The sequence below is a fragment of the Bradyrhizobium sp. B120 genome, from assembly GCF_049075665.1.
Taxonomy (GTDB): Bacteria; Pseudomonadota; Alphaproteobacteria; order Rhizobiales; family Xanthobacteraceae; genus Bradyrhizobium.
Window position 1 is genome coordinate 553,272 of sequence record NZ_CP185242.1, and the last position, 24,146, is coordinate 577,417.

Annotated in this window: 23 protein-coding genes; 12 read left to right on the top strand and 11 right to left on the bottom strand. The window is 64.6% G+C overall.

What is annotated here, in order from left to right; translation table 11 throughout:
- The first annotated feature begins 85 nt into the window (after positions 1-85).
- From maiA to ACOIX3_RS02555, 3 genes are read left to right on the top strand one after another with little or no spacing between them, the layout of a single operon-like run.
- A complete protein-coding gene (gene maiA, locus ACOIX3_RS02545; RefSeq protein WP_420968252.1) occupies positions 86-718 on the top strand; it encodes a maleylacetoacetate isomerase in 633 nt (210 codons plus the stop codon).
- The gene (locus ACOIX3_RS02550; protein WP_420968253.1) at positions 708-1,220 is read left to right on the top strand and encodes a MarR family winged helix-turn-helix transcriptional regulator; all 513 of its coding nucleotides are present in this window, start codon (positions 708-710) and stop codon (positions 1,218-1,220) included. The genes maiA and ACOIX3_RS02550 overlap by 11 nt, the downstream gene beginning before the upstream one ends.
- A complete protein-coding gene (locus ACOIX3_RS02555; protein ID WP_420968254.1) occupies positions 1,220-2,404 on the top strand; it encodes a 3-hydroxybenzoate 6-monooxygenase in 1,185 nt (394 codons plus the stop codon). The genes ACOIX3_RS02550 and ACOIX3_RS02555 overlap by 1 nt, the downstream gene beginning before the upstream one ends.
- 362 nt (positions 2,405-2,766) lie before the next feature.
- Here the strand turns inward: ACOIX3_RS02555 and ACOIX3_RS02560 are convergent, their stop codons facing one another.
- From ACOIX3_RS02560 to ACOIX3_RS02580, 5 genes are all read right to left on the bottom strand, one after another.
- Positions 2,767-4,377, bottom strand: coding sequence for a benzoate-CoA ligase family protein (locus tag ACOIX3_RS02560; protein ID WP_420968255.1), 1,611 nt, complete (start codon positions 4,375-4,377; stop codon positions 2,767-2,769).
- Complete coding sequence (locus ACOIX3_RS02565) at positions 4,374-5,504, bottom strand: FAD-dependent monooxygenase (protein WP_420968256.1); 1,131 nt, start codon at positions 5,502-5,504, stop codon at positions 4,374-4,376. Before ACOIX3_RS02565 ends, ACOIX3_RS02560 begins: the two co-directional genes overlap by 4 nt.
- A 115-nt stretch (positions 5,505-5,619) precedes the next feature.
- Positions 5,620-5,832, bottom strand: coding sequence for a hypothetical protein (locus tag ACOIX3_RS02570; RefSeq protein WP_229169023.1), 213 nt, complete (start codon positions 5,830-5,832; stop codon positions 5,620-5,622).
- 109 nt (positions 5,833-5,941) lie between these two features.
- On the bottom strand, positions 5,942-6,163 hold the full coding sequence (locus ACOIX3_RS02575; protein ID WP_420968257.1) for a cysteine rich repeat-containing protein: 222 nt from the start codon (positions 6,161-6,163) through the stop codon (positions 5,942-5,944).
- A gap of 39 nt (positions 6,164-6,202) precedes the next feature.
- Positions 6,203-6,964, bottom strand: a complete 762-nt coding sequence (locus ACOIX3_RS02580) for a cysteine rich repeat-containing protein (RefSeq protein ID WP_420968258.1) — start codon at positions 6,962-6,964, stop codon at positions 6,203-6,205.
- Between the two features lie 249 nt (positions 6,965-7,213).
- Between ACOIX3_RS02580 and ACOIX3_RS02585 the strand changes: the two genes are divergently transcribed.
- Both ACOIX3_RS02585 and ACOIX3_RS02590 read left to right on the top strand, forming a co-directional pair.
- Entirely contained in the window at positions 7,214-8,371 is a 1,158-nt protein-coding gene (locus ACOIX3_RS02585) for an efflux RND transporter periplasmic adaptor subunit (RefSeq protein ID WP_420968260.1), read from the top strand.
- 10 nt (positions 8,372-8,381) lie between these two features.
- Entirely contained in the window at positions 8,382-11,552 is a 3,171-nt protein-coding gene (locus tag ACOIX3_RS02590) for an efflux RND transporter permease subunit (protein WP_420968261.1), read from the top strand.
- A 153-nt stretch (positions 11,553-11,705) separates the two neighbouring features.
- Here ACOIX3_RS02590 and ACOIX3_RS02595 read toward each other — a convergent pair whose 3' ends face one another.
- Positions 11,706-12,707, bottom strand: coding sequence for an NADP-dependent oxidoreductase (locus ACOIX3_RS02595; protein WP_420968263.1), 1,002 nt, complete (start codon positions 12,705-12,707; stop codon positions 11,706-11,708).
- Positions 12,708-12,947: 240 nt separating this feature from the next.
- On the opposite strand from ACOIX3_RS02595, the gene ACOIX3_RS02600 reads away from it, so the two are divergent.
- Positions 12,948-14,237 (top strand): dicarboxylate/amino acid:cation symporter, encoded by a 1,290-nt coding sequence (locus ACOIX3_RS02600; RefSeq protein ID WP_342725060.1) that lies wholly within the window; start codon positions 12,948-12,950, stop codon positions 14,235-14,237.
- Positions 14,238-14,294: 57 nt separating this feature from the next.
- Positions 14,295-15,206, top strand: a complete 912-nt coding sequence (locus tag ACOIX3_RS02605; RefSeq protein WP_420968264.1) for an amino acid ABC transporter substrate-binding protein — start codon at positions 14,295-14,297, stop codon at positions 15,204-15,206.
- A gap of 112 nt (positions 15,207-15,318) precedes the next feature.
- On the opposite strand, the gene ACOIX3_RS02610 is transcribed toward ACOIX3_RS02605, so the two are convergent.
- From ACOIX3_RS02610 to ACOIX3_RS02620, 3 genes are all read right to left on the bottom strand, one after another.
- Positions 15,319-15,546 (bottom strand): hypothetical protein, encoded by a 228-nt coding sequence (locus ACOIX3_RS02610; protein ID WP_420968265.1) that lies wholly within the window; start codon positions 15,544-15,546, stop codon positions 15,319-15,321.
- A gap of 71 nt (positions 15,547-15,617) precedes the next feature.
- Entirely contained in the window at positions 15,618-15,764 is a 147-nt protein-coding gene (locus ACOIX3_RS02615; RefSeq protein ID WP_420968266.1) for a hypothetical protein, read from the bottom strand.
- A gap of 219 nt (positions 15,765-15,983) precedes the next feature.
- Positions 15,984-16,238, bottom strand: coding sequence for a hypothetical protein (locus tag ACOIX3_RS02620; RefSeq protein WP_420968267.1), 255 nt, complete (start codon positions 16,236-16,238; stop codon positions 15,984-15,986).
- Between the two features lie 201 nt (positions 16,239-16,439).
- Here ACOIX3_RS02620 and ACOIX3_RS02625 point away from each other — a divergent pair, with 201 nt between their 5' ends.
- Entirely contained in the window at positions 16,440-16,796 is a 357-nt protein-coding gene (locus tag ACOIX3_RS02625) for a response regulator (protein WP_420968268.1), read from the top strand.
- Between the two features lie 24 nt (positions 16,797-16,820).
- The gene (locus ACOIX3_RS02630; protein WP_420968269.1) at positions 16,821-17,021 is read left to right on the top strand and encodes a hypothetical protein; all 201 of its coding nucleotides are present in this window, start codon (positions 16,821-16,823) and stop codon (positions 17,019-17,021) included.
- Between the two features lie 34 nt (positions 17,022-17,055).
- Here ACOIX3_RS02630 and ACOIX3_RS02635 read toward each other — a convergent pair whose 3' ends face one another.
- The gene (locus ACOIX3_RS02635) at positions 17,056-17,991 is read right to left on the bottom strand and encodes an ATP-grasp domain-containing protein (RefSeq protein ID WP_420968270.1); all 936 of its coding nucleotides are present in this window, start codon (positions 17,989-17,991) and stop codon (positions 17,056-17,058) included.
- A gap of 297 nt (positions 17,992-18,288) precedes the next feature.
- Between ACOIX3_RS02635 and ACOIX3_RS02640 the strand changes: the two genes are divergently transcribed.
- The 3 genes from ACOIX3_RS02640 (at position 18,289) to ACOIX3_RS02650 (ending at position 22,430) form a co-directional block, all read left to right on the top strand.
- Positions 18,289-19,062, top strand: a complete 774-nt coding sequence (locus tag ACOIX3_RS02640; RefSeq protein WP_342725051.1) for a ferredoxin--NADP reductase — start codon at positions 18,289-18,291, stop codon at positions 19,060-19,062.
- A 230-nt stretch (positions 19,063-19,292) separates the two neighbouring features.
- Positions 19,293-20,162: a patatin-like phospholipase family protein gene (locus tag ACOIX3_RS02645; protein ID WP_420968271.1), complete on the top strand. Its 870-nt coding sequence runs from the start codon at positions 19,293-19,295 to the stop codon at positions 20,160-20,162.
- A 642-nt stretch (positions 20,163-20,804) separates the two neighbouring features.
- Positions 20,805-22,430, top strand: coding sequence for an FMN-binding glutamate synthase family protein (locus ACOIX3_RS02650; protein WP_420968272.1), 1,626 nt, complete (start codon positions 20,805-20,807; stop codon positions 22,428-22,430).
- Between the two features lie 113 nt (positions 22,431-22,543).
- On the opposite strand, the gene ACOIX3_RS02655 is transcribed toward ACOIX3_RS02650, so the two are convergent.
- Entirely contained in the window at positions 22,544-24,013 is a 1,470-nt protein-coding gene (locus ACOIX3_RS02655; RefSeq protein ID WP_420968273.1) for an FAD-dependent monooxygenase, read from the bottom strand.
- Between the last annotated feature and the right edge of the window lie 133 nt (positions 24,014-24,146).

The following is a 24,146-nucleotide window of genomic DNA, read 5'->3' on the forward strand; positions in this document are numbered from 1 at the left end:
TGTCGGTTCAATTAATTGACAGTATACTTACAATATGGCTAGCGTCAATCAAACAAGCCAATCACGAAATGCAAGGGAGGTTCCGATGAAGCTGCATGGCTATTTTCGGAGCAGCGCGTCCTACCGGGTCCGGATCGCCCTCAATCTGAAGGGGCTGACATCAGAGCATCTGCCGCATCATTTGCGCAAGGGCGAGCAATGCGCGCCGGCCTATCTCGCGATCAATCCGCAGGGGCTGGTGCCGACGCTGGAGAGCGACGCCGGCGCGATCCTCACCCAGTCACTCGCCATCATCGAATGGCTTGACGAGACCAATCCTAATCCGCCGCTGCTGCCGAAGGATCCGATGCGGCGCGCCAAGGTGCGCGCGTTCGCGCAGGCGATCGCCTGCGATACCCACCCGGTGCAGAATTTGAAGGTGCTGGCGCGGCTGCGCAGGCTCGGCCTGCCCGAGGAGCAGGTGACGGAATGGGCAGCCTGGGCCAATCGCGAAGGCCTTGCGGCTTGCGAAACCCTGATCGCTGAGGAGGCCGGGCCGTTCTGCTTCGGCGATGCGCCGACGCTTGCCGACCTCTGCCTGGTGCCGCAGCTCGCCAATGCGCGGCGGTTCGGCGTCGACGTCTCGGCCTATCCGCGCCTGCTCAAGGCCGAGGCTGCGGCAAAACAAGTCAAGGCGTTCGCCGACGCCGCCCCGGACAAGCAGCCCGATGCCGAATAGCAAGCCAACACCCGTCACGATGGATGCGGTCTACACCGCGCCCGGCTATCTGTTTCGGCGGATGCAGCAGATCGCGGTCGCGCTGTTCATCGAGGAGTGCAGGGCGTTCGACCTGACGCCGGTGCAATACGCCGCGCTGGTCACGATCTCGACCCATCCCGGCATCGACGCCACAAGGCTCTCCGCGGTGATCGCGTTCGACCGCTCGACGCTCGGCAATGTGATCGAGCGTCTGCAGGCCAAGGACTACATCGTCCGCAAGCCGGCGCCCGAGGACAAGCGCGTCAAGCTGCTCTACCTCACCAAGGCCGGCGCCGCGGTGCTCAACGACATCATGCCCTCGGTCGACAAGGCGCAGGCGCGGATGCTGCAGCCACTGAAGCCGGCCGATCGCAAGACGCTTCTCTCGCTCTTGACCCAACTTGTCGACCTCAACAACGAGGCCTCGCGCGTACCGCTGCGCGCCGAGGATGCGCTCGAACATCTCGGGAGGTCGGGCTGATGGCCGAGGGCAAGCCGGTCCTGATCGCGGGCGGCGGCATCGGCGGCCTCGCCGTCGCGCTCGGCCTCGCGCAGAAGGGCATCCGCTCGATCCTGCTGGAGAAGGCTTCAGCGCTCGGCGAGATCGGCGCCGGCATCCAGCTTGGGCCGAACGCGTTCCACGCCTTCGACTATCTCGGCGTCGGCGAAGCCGCACGCAACATGGCGGTCTATATCGACCAGCTCCGGCTGATGGATGCGCTCACCGCCGATGAGATCACCCATATCGATCTCGGCGAGGCCTTTCGCACGCGGTTCGGCAATCCCTATGCCGTCGTGCATCGCGGCGATCTGCATGGCGTGTTCCTGCGCGCCTGCCAGAGCCACGAGCTGATCGAGCTGCGCGTGTCCAGCGAGGTGATAGGCTACGAGCAGGACGGTTCGTCGGTGACCGCAAAGCTCGCCAGTGGCGAGCGTATCACCGGACGTCTGTTGATTGGTGCCGACGGGTTGTGGTCCAACATCCGCAAGCAGGTGACGGCGGATGGTCCGCCGCGCGTCTCCGGTCACACCACCTATCGCTCGGTGATCCCGACCGAGCAGATGCCGGAAGATCTGCGCTGGAATGCGGCCACGCTGTGGGCCGGTCCGAAATGCCACATCGTGCATTATCCGCTGTCGGGCTGGAAGGTGTTCAACCTCGTCGTCACCTATCACAACGATGCGCCGGAGCCGGTCGCCGGCAAGCCGGTCTCCGAGGACGAGGTGATGCGGGGCTTTACCCACGTCCACGAGCGGGCGCAGAACATCATCCGCCACGGCACCAACTGGAAGCTCTGGGTGCTGTGCGACCGCGATCCCACCGAGCGCTGGGTCGACGGCCGCGTGGTGCTGCTCGGTGACGCCGCGCATCCAATGCTGCAATATTTCGCGCAGGGCGCCTGCCAGGCGATGGAGGACGCGGTGTGCCTGTCGCACATGCTGGCCAGCCACGACGACCAAGCGGCGGCGCTCGATGCCTATCGCGCGCGGCGCTTCCCGCGCACCGCCCGCGTGCAGCTGATGTCACGCGCGATCGGCGAGCACGTCTACCACCCCGCCGGCGACCACGCCCGCATCCGCAACGCGATCATGAGCGCGAAGTCGCAAGCCGAGTGGTGCGACGATATCGCGTGGCTGTATGGTGGGACGGGGCTGGGCGGTTAGCTGCTCGATGTGAGATGCGCGACACGCGCCACATTCCTGGTGTCGTCCCGGACAAGCGAAGCGCGATCCGGGACCCATAACCACCGATGGCTGTTGTTATGGCAGGCTGGGGCCCCAGCCGTCGCGCCACAAACATTTGTGGTTATGGGTCCCGGCCTTCGCCGGGACGACACCGAATGTATGGCTGATGGCGGGACAGCTAATTGCTCGTCGTCCCGGACAAGCGAGCGGAGCGAGCGCGATCCCGGACCCATAACCACGAATGGCTGTTGTTGTAGCAGGCTGAGGCCCCAGCCTTCGCGCCACCAATATTTGTGGTTATGGGTCCCGCTTTCGCAGGGACGACAGCGAGTATGTGGCTGTCACATCCGCATCACCGCTTGTCGGTCGATCTTCCCCGTTCCTGTTTTCGGCAACTCGTCGATGAATTTCACCTCGCGCGGATACTTATACGGAAGCAACTTCGTCTTGACGTAATCCTGCAACCGCCGCGTCGCCTCTTCGGTGTCGAAGCCGGCCTTGTTCATCACGACCACGGCCCGCAGCGTCATGCGGCGATCGGGCAGCTCAACGCCGTAGACGGCGCATTCGCGGACATCGGGGTGATCGGCAAGACACAGCTCGACCTCCAGTGGGTAGACCCACTGGCCGGAGATCTTGATCAGATCGTCGGCGCGGCCGCGGAAGAAGTGAAAACCGTCGCTGTCGCGCACAAAACGGTCGCCGGTGTAGATCCAGCCGTCCTCGCGTACGGTCTCGGCGGTCTTGTCCGGCCGGTTCCAGTAGAGTGGCGTCGCGGAATCGCCGCGCACCCACAAAATGCCTTCCTCATTGTCGCCGACCTCGCGGCCGTCGCTGTCGCGCAGCATGATCTCGTAGCCGGGCACGCGCAGGCCCGCGGCGCCGAGCTTCTTCTGCTCCGCGCGGTTGCTGAGATAGACGTGCAGCACCTCGGTCGAGCCGAGCCCTTCGATGATCTCGAGCCCGGTGAGCCGCTTCCAGCCGTTGAACACATCGGCCGACAGCACCTCGGCGGCCGAGACTGCCATCCGCAGCGAGGAGAAATCGGCTTGCTCGGCGCCTTCGGCCTTGGTCAGGGTGATGTAGAGCGTCGGCAGGCCGAAGAACACGGTTGGGCGATACTGGGCGATCGCCGCGAAGATCGCGGCCGGTTTGGGCTGGCCCGGCAGCAGCAGCGTCGCGGCGCCAACCGAGAAGGGAAACGTGATCGAATTGCCGAAGCCATAGGCGAAGAAGATCTTCGGCACCGAGAAGCAGATGTCGCCGGGCGAAAGCTTCAACACGTTGCGGGCGAACGCGAGCTCGCTATAGGCCATGTCGTGCTGCAGATGCACGATGCCTTTGGGGCGGCCGGTCGAGCCCGACGAATACATCCAGAACGCCATCTCGTTGCGGTGGGTGTCGGCCGCGTCGAGCTCAGTCGGAAACGTATGCAGCCAGTCGCCGGCGTTGCGCGTCTCCGCGACAGCATGTCCGGCGCCCGTGCCATTGACCACGACCAGCGTGCGCAGCGGCGTGTCCTTGCAGGCCTCCGCGTTGAAGCGCGAACAGAACTCGGCATCGGTGACGGCAACCTGCGCGCCGGCATCGGACAGATAGAATTGCAGCAGCTCCGGTGTCGTCAGCGTGTTGATGAGCAGCGGCACGAAGCCGGCGCGCACCGCGCCGAAGAACGCCGCCGGATAGGCCGGGGTGTCGTCGAGGAACAGCAGGACGCGGTCGCCGCGCTGCAAGCCAAGCGACTGGAAGGCGTGGCCCCAGCGTGCCGCATCAGTGCAGAGCTCGCGATAGGTTCGCGTGCCGGCCGGGCCGGTCAGCGCCAGGCGGTCGGCGTTGCCGTTGCCGAGATTGTCGAACAGGATGCGGCTCGCATTGTAGCGCTCGGGAAGCGCGAAGCCGATCTCGCGCGAACCGGGATTGTCCAGCGGAACCTGGTCGGCGATCCCGGTCATGGGCGTCCTTTTGCTGCTTCGTAACGGGCCATGAAGGCCGGCGACATCGCGCGCAGCCGCGCGTCGTCGATCCGGCCGGAGCGGGTGATGTAGCTGTAGGCGAAATCCATCAGGTCGCGCTTCATGTGCGCGCGGAAATGCTCGTACCAGTCGGCGCTGGTCCGCGCCGCGGTAACGAGCTTCTTCACGATCGGCTTGCGCTCGCTCTCGTAGCGGGCCAGCGCGGCGGCGATGCCGCTTTCGGACTCCAGCGCCTTGGTCAGCGCGATCGCGTCCTCGATTGCAAGCCGGGTGCCCGAGCCGATCGAGAAATGCGCCGAATGCAGCGCGTCGCCGATCAGCACCATGCTGCCGTGCGACCAGCGCTCGTTCCAGATCCACGGGAAATTGCGCCACACCGATTTGTTGGAGATCAGTCTGTGACCGTCCAACGTCGCGGCGAAGACGTCTTCGCAGATCGCCTGTGATTCCTCGATCGTCTTGTCGACAAAACCATAAGCCGCCCAGGTCGCCGCGTCGCACTCGACCAGGAAGGTGCTCATGTCCTTCGCATAGCGGTAATGATGGGCGTTGAAGCAGCCCACGTCGGTCGCCACAAAGGTCTGCGACAGTGTCGCGAAGGTCTTGGTGGTGCCGTACCAAGCGAATTTGTTGGTCGAATGCGAGACCGACGCGCCGAATGCGGCCTCAAAATCGCGGCGGACCATCGAGTTCAGCCCGTCGGCGGCGACGATCAGGTCGTAACCCCTCAGTTCGTCGACCGATTGCACCACGGTGTCGAAGCGCGGCGTGACACCGGTGCTGCGCACGCGCTCTTGCAGGATCGTCAGCAGCGCCAGCCGGCCGATCGAGGAGAACCCGACGCCGTCGATCTCGACGCTCTCGCCGCGCAGATTGAGGGTGATGTTCTTCCAACTCTCCATCCGCGGCGCGATGGCGTCGACCGTCTCGGGGTCATCGGCGCGCAGGAACTCCAGCGCCTGTTCGGAGAACACCACGCCGAAGCCCCAGGTGGCGCCGGCGGCGTTCTGCTCGAACAGATCGATCTCGGCGTCAGGATGACGCTTCTTCCAGAGATAGGCGAAATAGAGCCCGCCGGGCCCTCCGCCAATCACGGCGATCCGCAACGTTTGCCTCCCAGATTGACAGTGTACTTACAATTTGGGTCCAGCCTAATCGCCCTCTGGCGGGAACGCCAGAGGGAAAATGCGCGCGGCGACCAGAAGCGTGGCCGCGAACGGCTCAGTAGCAGCGGCGGACCTTGACCCCGCCGACCCATACCCAGCGGCAGCCGGCGACCACGGGCTTGCGGACGACGACCGCGCCGCGATGGCCGGCGCATCCGGCGCGATAGGGGCCGCGCCCGCACACGACGGCGTTGGCATCGGAGGACTCGAAGGTCATGGTCGCGGCAAAGGACAGCAGGGCCGCAGCGATCAGCAATAATGAGCGCATGATATTCCCTCTCCCGGGGTGAGGTTGGTTGGCCTGTTTGTGACAACAAGGTGCTGCGGCTCCGTGCCCGGCAAATCGCCGGGCACCTATCGTCTCACCGCCTGCGCGGCTATTTCTTTTCCGCTTCCGCCAGCACCTTCTTGCAGGCGGGCGTCAGCTTGTCGCTCTCCTTGGCAAGACAGGCGATGATGCGCCCGCCGCCGGGCGTCACGCTTTTGCAGAACTTCTGGTAGTCGCCCATGCAGGCGTCGCGTTGCGCTGATGTCAGCTCCTGGGCGTAGACGGCGGTTGCGCCGCAAAGCAGCGCGGCGGTCAGGACAAGACGCAGCATCGATCGCTCCCTTTTCCGATCAGTCGCGTGACAACAGGATCACCGCGCCGCGAACGGCGCCAGCACCTCGCGGCACGCCGGCGACAGCGAGCCGGCATTGGTTGCCAGACATTGTACGATCCGCCCGCCGCCCGGCTGGACGCCGCCGCAGATCGAGCGGACGTCGGCGCCGCAGGCCGAACGCAGCACGAAAATCTCTTCGCGCGGCCGCAGCGGCCGCAACGCGATCACCGCTGGAGCCGCGGCCGGTGCTGCCGTTGTCGCGGCACCCGCGGCGCCACCGCCGCCGGCGGCCGCCACGGCCTTCTCGCAGGCCGGCGAGAGCTTGTCCTTGTTCTTCTCGAGGCACTGCAGCGCCGGCGCGCCGCCGGTCGGCACGCCCGCGCAGACCTTGGGATAATCCGAGCGGCACGCGCTGCGGATCGCCGAGATTTGCGCGTTGCTTGGCTTTCCTGCGGCGGCCTTCGGGGCTGCCGTCTCCGCGGGCTTGGCCGCCGTCGCCGCCGGAGCCGCGTCGGTCTTGGCTGCTGCGGGCGCAGCGCTTGGAGCTTCCACGGCCTTCACGGCACTGGCGCAGCCAGGTCCGAGGCTTGCCATGTTCTTCTGCAGGCACTGCAGTGACGCTTCGCCGCCGGGCGGAACGCTGGAGCAGTGTGCGATGTAATCGTTGCGGCATTGCGACTTGATGGCGTCGCGCTGCGCCTGGCTCGGCGCCTGCGACAAGGCCGGTCCGGTGCTCATCAGTGCCGCAAGCGCGAGCCATGCGGAGAGCCTCGTTGCACGTGTCAACGCGTTGATCATTTGAATAAATCCTCTGGTCGCGCCGGAAGCCTCCGGCTCAACTGAACTGAGTCTGAAAAAGTTTTGCTCTAACAACCTTCGCGAGCGACATCATTTTCGCTTTCGAGTTCCGCTGCAAGCGGATTGTTGCTATGGAAGAGGCCGGCTGATTTTTTTGCTCGCTTCGACATCTTTGACTTAAGTCATTTGGATTGAGGCTCGGAAATGAGGCATGCGCGCGCGTCGGCACATTTCAGTCAGAGCGATTTTGTGCGGCTGCGAAATGCGCCGCTTCCGCGCATCGCCTTCGCCGTAACGGCCCTTGTCAGTTTAAGTGCCTGCGAGCAAAACAGTTTTGTTGCGCCGCCGCCGCCCAAGGTCGAAGTCGCGCCGCCGGTGCAGCGCGCCATCACGCGCTATCTGGACGCCACCGGAAACACCGCGCCGATCAAGACCGTCGATCTGGTCGCGCGCGTGCAGGGCTTTCTGCAGGCGATCAACTATCAGGACGGCTCGCCGGTGAAGCAGGGGACCACCCTGTTCACGATCGAGCCCGAGACCTACAAGCTGAAGCTGGAGCAGGCGCAGGCCGCGGAAGTGGGCGCGCAGGCGACGCTGAAGCAGGCCGAGGCCGACTTCAAGCGGCAAACCGATCTGGTGCAGCGCCAGGCGGTCTCGCAGTCGACGCTGGATAGCTCGACCTCGGCGCGGGACAACGCCCAGGCCAGCCTGCAGCAGGCCCAGGTCAACACCAAGATCGCCGCGGTCAATTACGGCTACACAAATGTGGCCGCACCGTTCGACGGCATCGTCAGCAATCATCTGGTCTCGGTCGGTGAACTGGTCGGCGTGGCCTCGCCCACCCAGCTTGCGACCATCGTGCAGCTCGACCCGATCTATGTGAATTTCAACGTCAACGAACAGGACGTGCAGCGGGTGCGGGATGAAGCGCGCCGTCGCGGCATGACGGTCAACGAGCTCAGGCAGTTGCCGGTCGAGGTCGGTTTGCAGACCGAAACCGGCTTTCCGCACAAGGGCAAGCTTGATTACATCTCGCCGACCGTCAATCAGTCGACCGGAACGCTTGCCGTCCGCGGCCTGGTGCCCAATCCGGATCGCGTACTGCTGCCCGGCTTCTATGTCCGCGTTCGGGTGCCGTTCGACAAGCAGGACAATGCGCTGCTGGTGCCTGACGTCGCGATCGGCAGCGACCAGGGCGGCCGCTACGTGCTGGTGGTCAATGCCGAGAACGTGGTCGAGCAGCGCAAGGTCACGACCGGACCGCTCGACGAGGGGCTGCGCGTCATCGAGAGCGGGCTGAAGGCCGATGATCGCGTGGTGACCGCCGGATTGTTGCGTGCGATCCCCGGGCAGAAGGTCGATCCGCAGATGCAGAAGGGCGACGCGACGCCGGCACCGGCCAAGTGAGGGGCGCGCCATGATCTCGAAATTCTTCATCGAGCGGCCGGTCCTTTCCAACGTCATCGCGATCCTGATGATCCTGATCGGCGGTGTCGCGCTGTTCAATCTTGCGGTCGCGCAATATCCCGACGTGGTGCCGCCGACGGTCCAGGTGACGACGCGCTATCCCGGCGCGTCGGCAAAAACCGTGATCGACACCGTGGCGCTGCCGATCGAGCAGCAGGTCAACGGCGTCGAGGACATGCTCTACATGCAGTCCTACAGCGGCGCCGACGGCACCTACACGCTGACGGTGACCTTCAAGATCGGCACCGACCTCAACTTCGCGCAGGTGCTGGTGCAGAACCGCGTCTCCTCGGCACTGTCGCAGCTGCCGACCGCGGTGCAGAACCAGGGCGTCACGGTGCAGAAGCGGTCGACCTCGATCCTGCTGTTCGTGACGCTGACCTCGCCGAACAAGACCTACGACAGCCTGTTCCTGTCGAACTATGCCACCATCAACATTCGCGACGAGCTGTCGCGCCTGCCGGGTGTCGGCAACGTCACGGTGTTCGGCGCCGGGCAGTATTCGATGCGGGTGTGGCTCGATCCGAACAAGCTGCAGGCGCGCGGGCTGATGCCGCAGGACGTCATCCAGGCGATCCAGCAGCAGAGCCAGCAGGTCACCGCGGGCCAGGTCGGCGCGCCGCCCGCGCCGCAGGGGCAGGCGTTCCAGTACACGCTGAACGTCAATGGCCGGCTCGACGATGCGAGCCAGTTCGAGAACATCATCGTCAAGACCGGCAATGTCGGCGACGTCATCCGCGTCCGCGATCTCGGCTCGGTCGAGCTCGGCGCGCAGACCTACAGCCAGGTGTTCTCGCTCAACCAGAAGCCGGCCACCGGCATCGGCGTATTCCTGTCGCCCGGCGCCAACGCGCTGCAGGTCGAGAAGGAAGTGCAGAAGAAGGTGGCGCAGCTCGCCAGGCAGTTCCCGCAGGACATCAAATACGACACGCCGTTCGACACCACCAAATTCGTCCAGGCCTCGATCGACGAGGTGTATCGGACGCTGATCGAGGCCGGCCTGCTGGTGCTGGTCGTGATCCTGGTGTTCCTGCAGGACTGGCGGGCGATGCTGGTGCCTGCGACCACGGTGCCGGTCACCATCATCGGCGCGTTCGCGGCGATGGCCGCGCTCGGCTTCACCATCAATCTGTCGACGCTGTTTGCGATCGTGCTGGCGATCGGCATCGTGGTCGACGACGCCATCGTGGTGGTCGAAGGCGCCGCGCACAATATCGAGCGCGGCATGTCCGGGCACGATGCCGCGATCAAGGCGATGGACGAATTGTTCGCGCCGATCGTCGGCATCACGCTGGTGCTGATCTCGGTGTTCCTGCCGGCGGCCTTCCTGCCGGGGCTGACCGGCCGGATGTACGCGCAATTCGCCCTGGTGATCGCGGCGACCGCGCTGCTCAGCGCCGTCAACGCCGCGACCTTGAAGCCAACGCAATGTGCGCTATGGCTGCGCCCGCCGGTGCCTCTGGCGCAGCGCAATGTCTTCTACCGCGGCTTCAACGCGGTCTATGACCGGGTGGAGCGGGGCTACACGCGGATGATCGGCGGCATTGCCGGCCACGCCAAGACCTCGGTCCTCGTCGCGCTGGTCCTGATCGGAATTGCCGGCTACGGGCTGTCGCGGGTGCCGACCGGCTTCATTCCGATCGAGGACCAGGGCTATCTGCTGGCCGCGGTGCAGTTGCCCGACGGCGCCGCGATCGATCGCACCCAGCGGGTGCTCGATCAGGTCACCGAGATCGCCCGCAAGACACCGGGTGTCGAGCAGGTGGTCGCCATCGCCGGCATCTCCGCGCTCGACAACTCGTCGAGCCTCGCCAATGCCGGCGTCGCCTATGTGATCCTGAAGGATTGGGGCTCGCGCGGCCCCGGCGAGGATCTGCGCTCGCTGGTCTACGGGCTCAACGACAAGCTTGCGGTCATTCCGGAGGCGCGGATTCTGGTGATCCCGCCGCCGCCGATCCAGGGCATCGGCAATGCCGCCGGCTTTGCCATGCAGGTGCAGCTCCGTGACGGCAACGCCGATTACGGCAAGCTGCAGGCGGTCACCGGCGCCGTCGTCGGCAATGCGCAAACGCAAAGCGCGCTGCAGCGGGTGCAGTCGTCGTTCCGCTCGATGGTGCCGCAGTTCGACGTCCAGGTCGACCGCGTCAAGACCGAGACGCTGCACGTCACCACCGACCAGATCTTCTCGACGCTGTCGTCCTATCTCGGCGCGAGCTACGTCAACCAGTTCACCAAGTTCGGCCGCACCTTCCAGGTCTACACCCAGGCCGATGCGCAATACCGCCTGACGCTGCGCGACATCCAGAACATGATGGTGCGCAACAGCAATGGCGACATGGTCCCGCTCGGCACGGTGGCGAACATCACCCCGTCGGTCGGACCGTCGCTGATCAGTCTCTATAACCTCTATCCGTCCGCGACCATCATCGGCCTGCCGTCGCAGGGCTACAGCTCCGGCCAGTCGATGACGCTGATGGAGGAGATCGCCGCCAAGACGCTGCCGCCGGGGACCGGCTATGAGTGGACGGCGATGTCGTACCAGGAGAAGGAGGTCGGCAGCCAAATCTACTTGGTGTTCGCGCTGGCGCTGCTGCTGGTCTATCTCGTGCTCGCCGGACAATATGAGAGCTGGTACGCGCCGATCTCGGTGATCCTGGCGGTGCCGCTGTCGCTGCTCGGGCCCATGCTGGTGCTGACGTCGCTTCGGATCGAGAACAATCTCTACACCCAGATCGGCACCATCCTCCTGATCGCGCTGTCGGCCAAGAACGCGATCCTGATCGTCGAGGTCGCGCTCGAGCATCACATCCGCGACGGCAAGCCGGTGCTGGAGTCGGCGATCGACGCGGCGCGCGCCCGGTTCCGGCCGATCCTGATGACGTCGTTCGCCTTCATCCTCGGCGTGCTGCCGCTGGTGCTCGCGACCGGCGCCGGCGCCAACGCCCGCAAATCGATCGGCATCACCGTGTTCTCCGGCATGATCGCCTCGACCTGCCTCGCGGTGCTGTTCGTGCCGGCGTTCTTCGTCGTGGTGCAGAATTTCGAGAACTGGCGCAAGGCGAAGACGGGCAAGGCGCCCGCGCCGCAAGCCGCCCCGCAGGCGTCGGGCACGGTGCATTAGACCTGCGCACTCCGCGCTCAAATCTCTCCCCGTCACCCTGAGGAGGCCGCGAAGCGGCCGTCTCGAAGGGTCGACGGCCACCAGCCGGGCCGTGCATCCTTCGAGGCGCGCAAGAGCGCGCACCTCAGGATGACGGTACTGATGGCTGTGACGCTACACCCTCACCATGCGCTTGCCGCGGTTCTCGCCGGCCAAGAGCCCGATCAGCGCCTGCGGGGTGTTCTCGATGCCGTCGATGACGTCTTCCTGGACCTTGAGCTTGCCCGAGGCGACCCAGGATTGCAGGTCGGCGAGCGCGGCATCGCGCTGGTCCATGTAGTCCATCACGATGAAGCCCTGCATGACCAGCCGCTTCACCACGATCAGGCCGGGCACGCCGCGCGGGCCGTGCGCGGAGGGCACGCCGTCATATTGCGAGATCGCGCCGCAACAGGCGATCCGGCCGCGGTTGTTCATCTGCGCCAAACAGGCTTCCAGGATGTCGCCACCGACATTGTCAAAATAGACGTCGATGCCCTTGGGCGCCGCTGCGCGCAGCGCCTTGTAGGTGGCGCCGTCCTTGTAATCGACCGCGGCGTCGAAGCCGAGCTCCGAGGTCAGCCAGTGGCACTTGTCCTTGCCGCCGGCGATGCCGATCACGCGGCAGCCCTTGATCTTGGCGATCTGGCCGACGATCGAGCCGACCGAGCCGGCGGCTGCCGACACCACCACGGTCTCGCCCTCCTTCGGCTTGCCGACGTGGAGCAGGCCGAAATAGGCGGTCAGGCCGGCGATACCATAGACGCTAAGCAGATGCGTCATCGGCTCGAGCTTCGGCATTTTGGCGAGGTGCTTGGCGGGCACGGCGGCATAGTCCTGCCAGCCGGTGTCGCCGAACACGATATCGCCCGGCTTCAGGCCGGGGTCATTCGACGACACCACCTCGGCGATGCCGCCGCCGGCCATCACGGTGTTGGCTTCCACCGCAGCGCGGTAGGTGGCGCCGTGCATCCAGGCGCGGTTGGCGGCGTCGAGCGAGATGTAGCGCGTCCGCACCAGCGCCTCGCCGTCCTTCGGCGCGGGGACCGTGCCCTTGGTCAGGCGAAAATGCTCGGGGCCGAGCTTGCCGGTCGGCTTTTCAACAAGCAGGATCTGGCGATTGACGGTGTCGTTCATTGGCGGTGTCTCCCCTCTTGGCTTCCCTTGACTTCCCTTGGCGTTGGTCGTTTCGCATGCAGTTTGACTGCACTGTGCGCAGCTCATTGCACAGATTGTGCGCTGCGTGAACGCTAGTCCCAGCGCTGGCATTCCACAACGGGAACAGATCGGCAAAGTCCCGCGCGGCGCGAAGCGTGTTGCGTAGCTGCGTAAATCTGCCACACTTGCCCTTCGCCGGGAACTTACGGGGGTAAGAGAATGTCGAACAGGTTTACGCAGTACATCCTGCTTGCGATGGTCCTTGGCATCGCAATGGGAACGATCGTCTTCAACTATTTTCCTGACAGCCGTGCCGAGATCGCAGCCGACGTCAACCTGATCGCAATGCTGTTCCTGCGCCTGATCAAGATGATCATCGCGCCGCTGGTGTTTGCAACCCTCGTCGGCGGCATCGCCCATATGGGAAGCGGCGCCAAGCTCGGGCGCATCTTCGCCAAGACCATGGGCTGGTTCGTCTCCGCCTCGTTCGTTTCGCTGCTGCTCGGCCTCGTGATGGTCAATTTGTTGCAGCCCGGCGCCAATTTCCCCGGCACGCTGCCCGACAAGGCCCAGTCGACCGGCCTGCCGGTCTCGGCCTTCTCGATCGAGAAATTCCTGACCCATCTGATCCCGACCTCGATCGCGGATGCGATGGCGCAGAACGAGATCCTGCAGATCGTGGTGTTCGCGGTGTTCTTCGCGGTGGCGCTCGGCGCCATGCCTGAGCGCGCCAAGCCGATCATGAGCCTGATCGACGATCTCGCCCACATCATGCTCAAGGTCACGAGCTATGTGATGCTGTTCGCGCCGATCGCGGTGTGGGCCGCGATCATGGCGACGGTCTCGAAGAACGGCCTCGGCGTGCTCTGGAAGCTGATCGTCTTCATGGGCGGCTTCTATCTGTCGCTGCTGATCCTGTGGGGCATCCTGGTGGCGGTCGGCTTCGTGGTGATCGGGCCGCGTTACAGCCATTTGCTACGGCTGATCCGCGAGCCGCTGATGATCGCGTTCTCGACTGCCTCCTCGGAGGCGGCCTATCCGAAGACGCTGGAAGGGCTGAACAGGTTCGGCGCCTCCTCGCGGATCTCGGCCTTCGTGCTGCCGCTCGGTTATTCCTTCAATCTCGACGGCACGATGATGTACTGCACCTTCGCGAGCATCTTCATCGCGCAGACCTACCACATCGAAATGTCGCTCGGCACGCAGTTCGCCATGCTGGCGACGTTGATGATCACCTCGAAGGGCGTGGCCGGCGTGCCGCGCGCGTCGCTGGTGGTGATCGCCTCGACGCTGTCGCAGTTCGGCATCCCGGAGGCCGGCCTGCTGATGATCATGGGCATCGACACCTTCCTCGACATGGGCCGCAGCGCCACCAACGTGATCGGCAACTCGCTGGCCACCGCCGTGGTCGCGAAGTGGGAAGGCGAGCTGAAGGCCGAGCACGAGCTCGGGCCCGACGACGCAGTGCCGCAGGATGCGGTGCCCGGCGCCGTGATGGCCGGTCATTGACGGGAGGGATGCATGCATCGCGCCCGCTGGAAGCCGATACGGGCTGAGGCGCCCTTAATGTCGACATGCCTGCTGTCAGCATGTCTGCTGGCGGCGAGCCTGCTGATCGGACCGGTGTCCGCACAGCCGGCAGGCGAGGGGCTCAGCCCCACGCTCGCCAACATCAAGGCCACGCACGCGGTGCGGATCGGCTATCGCGAAAGCTCGCCGCCGTTCTCGTTCCTCGACCACTCCAACCGGCCGATCGGCTACAGCCTCGAGCTGTGCGATGCGATCGTCGACGAGATCGCGGCCGAGGTCGACGACGCCAACCTCAAGATCGACTACGTCAAGGTCACCTCCGACGACCGCATTCAGGCGGTCGTCGACAAGAAGATCGATCTCGAATGCGGATCGACCACCGCGAATGCCGAGCGCGGCAAGCAGGTCGCATTCTCGCCGCTGATGTTCGTGGCCGGCACCAAGCTGATGGTGCCGAAGGCCTCCGGCGTCAACCAGGTCGCCGGCTTGAAGGGCAAGACGGTGGTGGTGACCAAGGGCACCACCAACGAGCAGGCGATGCACAATGTCGACGCCAAGCAACAGCTCGGCCTCAACATCGTGACCGCGCCCGACCACGAGCAGTCCTACCAGATGCTGATGGACGGCAAGGCGGATGCGTTCGCGACGGACGACATCCTGCTCTACGGCCTGATCGCGCGGCACAAGTCGCAGGACAAATTCCGCGTCACCGGCGACTATCTGTCCTACGATCCCTACGGCATCATGTACCGCAAGGGCGAGCCGCAGATGAAGGACGTGGTCGAGCGCGCCTTCCGCAAGCTCGCCTCGAACCGCGACATCATCCCGCTCTACAACAAGTGGTTCGTCGCCCGTCTGCCGACCGGCGAGAAGCTCAACGTCGCGCTGTCGCCGCAGCTCGAAGACGCCTTCAAGGCGCTCGACGATTCTGCGGGCGGAGCGAACTAGCCGCGAAGTCCGGCCTCTCTCGTTGCGGGAGAGGCCGGATTGCGTCGCAGACGCGATCCGGGTGAGGGCAACCGAAGCGTTCCCGAACTGTGCCGACGAAGCGCGACTTCGTTCATCGCCAATAGCGACGCGACAAATCCAGGCACTGCCGGACCCAGAATCCGTTCACATGGATCAACTGGCATGTGCTCGGCGGCGGCTCCTTGATGATCGGATATCCGTGGATGTCGATATTCGTCGGGGCCGTGACGCCGCGCCAGAACACGGCGTTGGCGGCCGGAGGATTGAAGGCGGCGACGAACGCCATGACGGCGAAGAGGCTCAAAAGGAGTTTGCGCATAATCTGGATCCGGATCGACTAATGCGCATCAGCGTACTCTCTTGGGCCGGATGAGCAAGCCGCTGAATCGGTCAAAGTGACGGAGTGAATTTCGCTGCAAGCTGCACCGCCGCACGCGCGTAGCCGCCGTGGACCGCCATGGAGGAGAGGGCAACGATGCCGACCGCCGCCAGAACAACCATGACCTGGAAGATCGCGCGTCCAAGGATCGCTCCCATCAAAACTCCATCGATTCCGGCGGGGATCTTGCTTCGAGTTTCCACGCCGCGATCTCTGGAGCATCATCGGCAGGCCAGATTCCGCTGTTGAAGTTCGCGAACTCGTCACTTCACCAGCTAGAGCGTTTTCGAGCGAAGTGGATACCGGTTCGCGTGAAGAAAACGCGTCAGAACTAGAGTCTAGAGCCCCGTTCCGGCTCAATCGGAACGGGATAGGCTCTAGTGTCGCTCCGCGACAAGCCGATCGACCTGCTGCTTGAGCTCCGCTTCCATCTCGGAAACGATGTCGTGCGGCAGGCGAGCGTCAAGCGAGCCGGTCGTCTCTCGCTCCATCGCCTGATGCCGCATATCATTGGCATCTCCGACCGGGTCTTCGACCCGTCGTCGAGAGGATAGATAGCTGGGCGCGCCAGCCGCCGCGTCGGCTTTGGTGGGTTCAGAAAAATCCTGATCCGAGCGTACAGCGTTCTTCATCAGCTTTGCCTCCTGGCACGACTTCCTGTCCCCAGGCCCGAACCATCCGGCTCGTCTCTCATCAATGACGCGGTAACCTCGAATGTTGTTCCGCTCGGAACTTGCAAACGTCCGCCGGAACCCGCCGGTTATCGAGTCCGGAACCAGAACTTTAAGCGTCCTCAGTCATTGAACACTGGGGTTGACCGTTTGGAGGTTGCCATGGGCTACACGAGGTCAATTCACCAAACCGCAATTGTGGTCGAAGACGACACGATCCAGCGCGACATGATTGCGTTGTTGTTGAAGGAAGGGCATTTCGACGTCATCCAATGCGAAGACGGCGAGACGGCTGCGCTTGCCGTCAAGATGCGTCACCCGTCACTGCTGGTCACCGACATCAAGCTCACGGGCAGAATGAACGGCATCGAACTCGCACAATGGGCGCTGGATTGCGACCCGGGCGTGCGCGTGCTCGTGATCTCGGGCCTGGCGCCGCCCAGTGATCTGCCTGACGGCGTCAAGTTCTTTGCAAAGCCGGTTTATCCTCCCGCCCTGCTGCGAGAGTTCACGTCGTAATTCTCGCGGATAGAAACCTGGCCTATGCAAGACGATCCTGAAATCGATTGGCACCGCGAGCAGATCACGAGGAATCGTGAACTGCTCGCGGAGTTGCAATCCGGAAATGCGGCAGGCGCTGATGTGTTTCCGGAGACGCAAGCCGAGATCGACCGTCTCACCGCACAGGTCGAGCAATCGAAACTGATCGTCGCCGCCTATGAGAAAGAGCACCCGCGAGGCTGATCGGGGGGCTCGAGGCAAGCGCGTGGCACGCTGCTTACGCGAACACGGCGTCCAGCGCCGCGTGATACGCCGCCTCGACCAGCGCCGGATGGCGGCGGCCCAGTGCCTCCATCTTCACGCCCGAATTCACTTCCAGCACCTGCCACGCGCCATCAACGTGCACGACGTCGATGGAGGCGAAGCGGATGCCGACGGCCTGCGCGGCCTCGATCGCGAGCGCGACGCAGGCCTCGCGCGTCGCATCATCCGTGAGCAGTACGGGCTCGGCACCGGCATCGAGGTTGTGCCGCCAGTTCAGCAGAAGCCGTTCGCCGGGCGGCGGAACGGCGTCGAGCGCAGCGGCATCGAAGTCCTCGCAGAGAGCCTTCAGCTGTTCGGCCGTCGCGGTCGCCTGCGCCAGCGCGCGCAGCGAGCGAACGCCGTCGCCGACCACCGACGGCCGTGCCTTGCGGTAGGCGATCAACGCGCGATCATCGAGCAGCACGATGCGCACCTCGTCCTTGATCTCGACATAAGGCGAGATCGCAAGGCTCGGATGCGCGGCGAGGATGCGTGCGACCGCGGTCTCCAGTTGCGTTCGCGTCGTGACGCGGAAGACGAGCTCGCCGGAGGTCCCTTCATTGGGCTTGACGACGAGGCCGTGCGGATGTTGCGCGAGCAGAAGCCGCATCGCATCCAGCGAGTCCGATCCGGGGATGTGCTTGCTGAGCTTGCTGCCAAGGAACAGCCGGTGCGGAACGGCTGATATGCCGGCCGATGCCAGCACGTCGGCGCAAGCCGATTTGTCGTTGGCGACCTGGTGCGCGACCGCGCTGTTCAGCCCGATGTCGTAGCCGATCGCGAGCCGCCGCGTGTCGCCTTTGGTCATGATGACCAGCCAGCCGCCGGACCGCACCTCGACGGCAATCGAGCGCGCCAAACAATATTTTTTGATGGTTTCCAGGAAGATTCGCTGGCTGATCAGGACCACGAGATCATTTTCCCTTCACCGCGGCTTTCGTAGCAATTAATTGCCAGATCGGTGGCGATCTCAGCAAGTAAATTACCTGCAGCGCCACGTGTTAACGATGTCGTGGCTGAACCTCTGCGCGAAATCGGACGACTGCCATTCTGAGATCGCAATTGCACGCCAGTTGATCTTGACTATCTCATGCATTGGCGCAATGGACACGCGAGATCTTCAATGATTTCGGCCACTTCAGCGCCGTCGCGAGCAGTCTAGAAATCAAGCCATTCTAAATCTGATCAGTCGAGAAAACGAAAACCCATGAGCGCGTTCTATCGAGAGAAAGTTCTTTCTGTTCAGCACTGGACCGATACGCTTTTCAGCTTCCGGGCCACCCGCGATTCCGGTTTCCGCTTCCAGAATGGCCAGTTTGCCATGATCGGCCTCGAGGTCGAGGGCCGGCCGCTGCTGCGCGCCTATTCGATGGCGAGCGCCAATCACGAGGAGGAGCTCGAGTTCTTCTCGATCAAGGTGCAGGACGGCCCGCTCACCTCCAAGCTGCAGAAGATCCGCGAGGGCGACACCATCCTGGTCGGCCGCAAGGCGACCGGCACGCTGATCACCGACAATTTGATTCCCGGCAAGCGGCTGATGCTGCTGTCGACCGGCACCGGCCTTGCGCCGTTCGCGAGCCTGATCAAGGACCCCGAGGTCTACGATCGCTACGATCAGATCCTGCTGGTGCATGGCTGCCGCCAGGTCTCCGAGCTCGCCTATGGCGAGGAGCTGGTCGCCAAGCTGCGCGACGACGAGCTGTTCGGGCCGTTGCTGTCCGAGAAGCTCTCCTATTATCCGACGGTGACGCGCGAGCCGTTCCGCAACCGCGGCCGCATCACCGACCTGATCACGTCGAACCAGCTGTTCGCCGACCTGCATCAGGGCCCGCTCGACATCGAGACCGACCGCATCATGATGTGCGGCAGCCCGGCGATGCTGGACGAGCTGAAGCAGCTGTTCGAGACCCGCGGCTTCAAGGAAGGCAGCGGCAACACCCCCGGTCACTTCGTGATCGAGAAGGCGTTCGTCGAGCGCTGATCTCTGTCGTCCCGGGCAAGCGAAGCGCGACCCGGGACCCATAACCACCGTTGCTGATTGGACGAAGGCTGGGGCCCCATCGGGCTCCAGCCTTTTGCATTCGTGGTTATGGGTCCCGGCCTTCGCCGGGACGACGATGGTGTTTGTGGCGTAGTCCATTGTCCCCTTGCTATAACGCCCTCAACGCCGCGCAGCCCTCTCCCGAACGCGGCGACCCGAGGAGCCGCGCCTTGTCCATCACCGATCCCGATGCCCCGAAGACCGCCTTTGTGTTCGCCGGCGGCGGCAGCTTTGGCGCGGTCCAGGTCGGCATGTTGCAGGCGCTGGCGGCGCATGGCGTCGCCGCCGACATGGTGGTCGGCTCCAGCGTCGGCGCCTTGAACGGCGCGTTCTATGCCGGCGACCCGACGCTCTCGGGGGTGGCGCGGCTGGCCGAGATCTGGCGCGGCCTGAACCGGCAGGACGTGTTTCCGGTGAGCTGGCGGACGCTGGTAGGCTTCCTGTGGCGGCGCGACTTCCTGATCTCGCATGACGGCGTCCGCAAGCTGATCGACGATTACATCCCGTTCCGCAATCTCGAGGACGCGCGGCTCCCGATCCACATCGTCACGACGGACATCATCAGCGGCGACAGCGTGGTGCTGTCGGAAGGCTCCGCGGCCGAGGCGATCGTCGCGTCGACTGCGATCCCCGGCGCGTTCACGCCGGTGCATTACCGCGATCGTTACCTTGCCGACGGCGCGATCTCCAGCAACACACCGGTCCGCGTCGCCGTGAAGCATGGGGCAAAGCGCCTGATCGTGCTGCCCACCGGGCATGCCTGCGCCAACCAGGCGCCGCCGGTCGGCGCGCTCGCCAATGCGCTGCATGCGCTGACGCTCCTGATCGCGCGGCAGCTCGTCAGTGAGCTCGAGAATATCGGTCCCGACGTCGAGTATTTCGTGGTGCCGCCGCTCTGCCCGCTGGTCGGCTCGCCCTACGATTTCTCCCGGACATCCGATCACATCGCACGCGCCCTCGACACCACCAATGCGTGGCTCGACAGCGACGGCCTGAAGGCGGGGCATATCCCCCACGAATTGCAGCCGCACGACCATTAGGCGAACGGTGCAGGTGATGGCACCGCGTGGTGTGACGCTTTAGAACGGGAACCGTCCTCATCGTCGTCCCTGCGAAAGCAGGGACCCATACGCCGGGGCGGACCTTGTTGCAGGGACTCGTCGTTCCAGCATCGCCCAACAATTGGCAGTTGTGGTTATGGGTCCCTGCTTTCGCAGGGACGACGCCCTGGAGGGGCCGCGGACACAACGGCAGGCGTCTCGACGGATGGCCGCAGGGAAGTACCGCGCCAGGGTTTTCCCCATACACGATGCGCCCCCCGCAAGCGCCACGGCGATCGCCGCAGAGTGAGGACGTTCGTCTCTACGATTTCGGAATAATGGAATAATGCCGGTGAGTTGCCCGACATGTCAAGTTGCGCTGTCGAACGCCGGTAGTTGCCGGCTACTGTGCATGGGGTTGTTTTCGATATTTTGACCGGGCGCCATTGTGGAGCTCCACTGCGCTGCACTGCAAAAGTCGATTTCAAATCAATTTGGCCGGTTGCGGCAGCCGCACCCGCCCATCCGGGCGGTTGTCACATCTGTGACTGCTCGGCCGTATAACCGTAGTGCACTTGTTCCGCGAGTTGGATTAGGCTCGCCGCCGACAGGGTATTCAAGGCAGACCGGTTGAGGGATTTGATGGATACGATACTGCTTCCGTTCTCGCCGCGCTTCATCGTGCTGACGATCTGCGCCGTCGTCACCGCGCTCCTGCTGTTGGTCGGGATTTTCGACCACAAGGTCTTCAAGATCGTTGTGATCCCGCTGGCGATCTTCGGCGCGCTGACATTGCTCGGCATCCGCGACCTGACGCAGAAGAACCATGCGGTGCTGCGCAACTACCCGATCTCGGCGCATGTCCGCTTCCTGCTCGAGGAGATCCGCCCGGAGATGCGGCAGTATTTCTTCGAGAGCGAGAAGGACGGCATGCCGTTCTCCCGCGACACCCGCGCGGTGGTCTATCAGCGCGCCAAGATGGTGCTCGACAAGCGGCCGTTCGGCACCCAGGAGGACGTTTATCGCGAGGGCTATGAGTGGATGCACCATTCGGTGGCGCCGAAGCCGAAAGCCGACCAGAAATTCCGCATCACCATCGGCGGCCCCGATTGCACCAAGCCGTACTCGGCCTCGGTCTTCAACATCTCGGCGATGAGCTTCGGCGCGCTCAGCCCGAACGCGGTGCGGGCGCTGAATGCCGGCGCCAAGAAGGGCGGCTTCGCCCATGACACCGGCGAGGGCGGCGTCAGCCCCTATCACCGCGAGATGGGCGGCGACATCATCTGGGAGGTCGGCTCCGGCTATTTCGGCTGCCGCAACCGCGACGGCACCTTCAATCCGGAGCTGTTCGCAAGCGTTGCCGGTGACGACCAGATCAAGATGGTCGAGCTCAAGATCAGCCAGGGCGCCAAGCCCGGCCATGGCGGCGTGCTGCCGGCCGCGAAGGTCTCCGAGGAGATTTCCAAGATCCGGGGTGTGCCGATGGGCGAGGACTGCATCTCGCCGGCCTATCACAAGGCGTTCTCGACGCCGCTGCAGATGATGGAATTCGTCGCCCAGATGCGCAAGCTGTCCGGCGGCAAGCCGGCCGGCTTCAAGATGTGCATCGGCCATCCCTGGGAGTTCCTGGCGATCTGCAAGGCGATGAACGAGAGCGGGCTCTATCCCGATTTCATCGTGGTCGACGGCAATGAAGGCGGTACCGGCGCCGCGCCGCTCGAGTTCATGGACCATCTGGGCATGCCGATGCGCGAGGGCGTCAGTTTCGTCCACAACGCGCTGATCGGCATCGGCGCGCGGGACCGCATCAAGATCGGCGCTTCCGGCAAGATCGCGACCGCTTTCGACCTGGCGCGCGCGATGGCGATCGGGGCCGACTGGTGCAATTCGGCGCGCGGCTTCATGTTCGCGCTCGGCTGCATCCAGTCCCTGAGCTGCCACACCGATCGCTGCCCGACCGGCGTCACCTCGCAGGACCCGATCCGCAACCGCGCGCTCTACGTGCCGGACAAGATCGAGCGCGTGTACAACTACCACCACTCGACCCTGCACGCGCTGACCGAGCTGCTCGCCGCCGCCGGCCTCGAGCACACCAAGGATCTGCGCCCGATCCACTTCTCGCAGCGGTCTTCGACCACCGACGTCCGCACCTTCGCACAGCTCTATCCGGCGCTGCGCCCGGGCGAGCTGCTCGAAGGCACCCAGGATCCCCGCTTCCGCGACGCCTGGGCGATGGCGCGCGCGGATTCGTTCCAGCCGGCGGGGTAGGGACGAAAGCGTCGCTTCGTAGCCCGGATGAAGCGTAGCGAAATCCGGGGCCGCTGTCTCCGGATCGACCGATCCCGGATTACGCTTCGCTCCATCCGGGCTACGCAGGTTCGTCAAGCTGATGGCGCGCCGAACCATTTGGTCAGCGCCTCGGCGAGGCCCAACTGACTCCGGTCTCCGACCCACGCCACGTAGCCGTCGGGCCGGACCAGCACCGCGCCGGGCGCCGCAACCGTTCCGAGCGCCGGAAGCTCCCACGTGCCGGCATACTCGGCATCGACCAGCTGAACCCGGTCTCCCCATCCCGCGATGTCGAAGCCGCCGGGCTCGCCAAGATTGAGCAGCACCGGCCGCGCGCCGTGCAGCAGCGCGAAGACCCGCAGCGGGCCGCTCGTCGTCGCCAGATCAAGATCGGGCATGCGGCGTCCGAGCAGCGGATGGCCCTCGCCGAGATCGTAGCGCAGGTCGAGGCCGGACATCATCGCGGCGAATTTTCGGCGCGGCTCGTCCATGCGCAGCAGTTCGGAGACGATCTCGTGCAGCGCCTTGCTGCGCGCGTCGGTCCGGCTGAGCGCGACATGCGCCATGGTGTTGCGCAGCACGCGGGCCGCCACGGGATGCCGCTCGGCCTGATAGCTGTCGAGCAAGCTGTCCGGCGATGTCTGCTTGACCACCTGGGCGAGCTTCCAGCCCAGGTTCGCCGCGTCCTGCACGCCGATATTGAGGCCTTGTCCGCCCATCGGCGGATGCACATGGGCGGCATCGCCGGCCAGCAGTACGCGCTGCTTGCGGTAGGTCACGGCCTGTCGGGTCATATCCGTGAAGCGTGATATCCAGACCGGGCTGTGGATGCCGAAATCGGTGCCGTACACCGCGGCCAACCGCTCGCTGACGTCACCCAGGGTCGGCTCCCTGTCGGTGCCGAGTTGCCGCTCGGTCAGCACGAGCCGCACCCGTTCACCGTCTTCCACCTTGCCGATGGCATAGATGCCGGCGTCGTCGTGGCGAAAGCCCCATTCCGGTTCGTCTGACATCTCGGCCTCGGCGATCAGCCAGCTCCTGGTCGGATCCCATCCGGCGAATTCGATGCCGGCCGCCTTGCGAACGATGCTGCGGCCGCCGTCGCAGCCGACCAGATACCGTGCGCGGAGCACCTCGCCATCCGACAGCGCGACATCGACGCCATCGTCGTCCTGCATGAAGCCGGTCACGTCGCGCCCGCGATCGATCGGCACCGCCAGTTGTTCGGCCCATTCGCCGAGCACACGCTCGATATGGTTCTGCCGTAGCCCCAGCGTGAAATTGCGCCTGGTCGGGAAGTCGCCGATCTCGAGCGGAACCAGATGCGAGTGGAACAGCACCGCCGGATGGCGCGTCCCCAGCGCGACGAAGCGGTCGCCGATGCCGCGCTGATCGAGCACCTCGATGGTGCGCGCGTGCAGACCGCCCGCCCGCGCGCCGATCAGGTCCGGATTCTCGCGCCGCTCGACGATCGCAACATCGACACCGGCCAGCGCCAGCTCGCACGCCAGCATCAGCCCGGTCGGCCCTCCGCCGGCAATCACCACAGCATGTTCCCGCATCGCGCACTCCTCCGTTCGATTGGGCGCGCGTTCTACGGGATGACCCCGGGCTTGCGGCAAGCCCGGGGGGTCTACATATATTTGAGTGGGGAGAGGGCTTTTGCTCTATCGAACCAATCCCGAGACATCATTG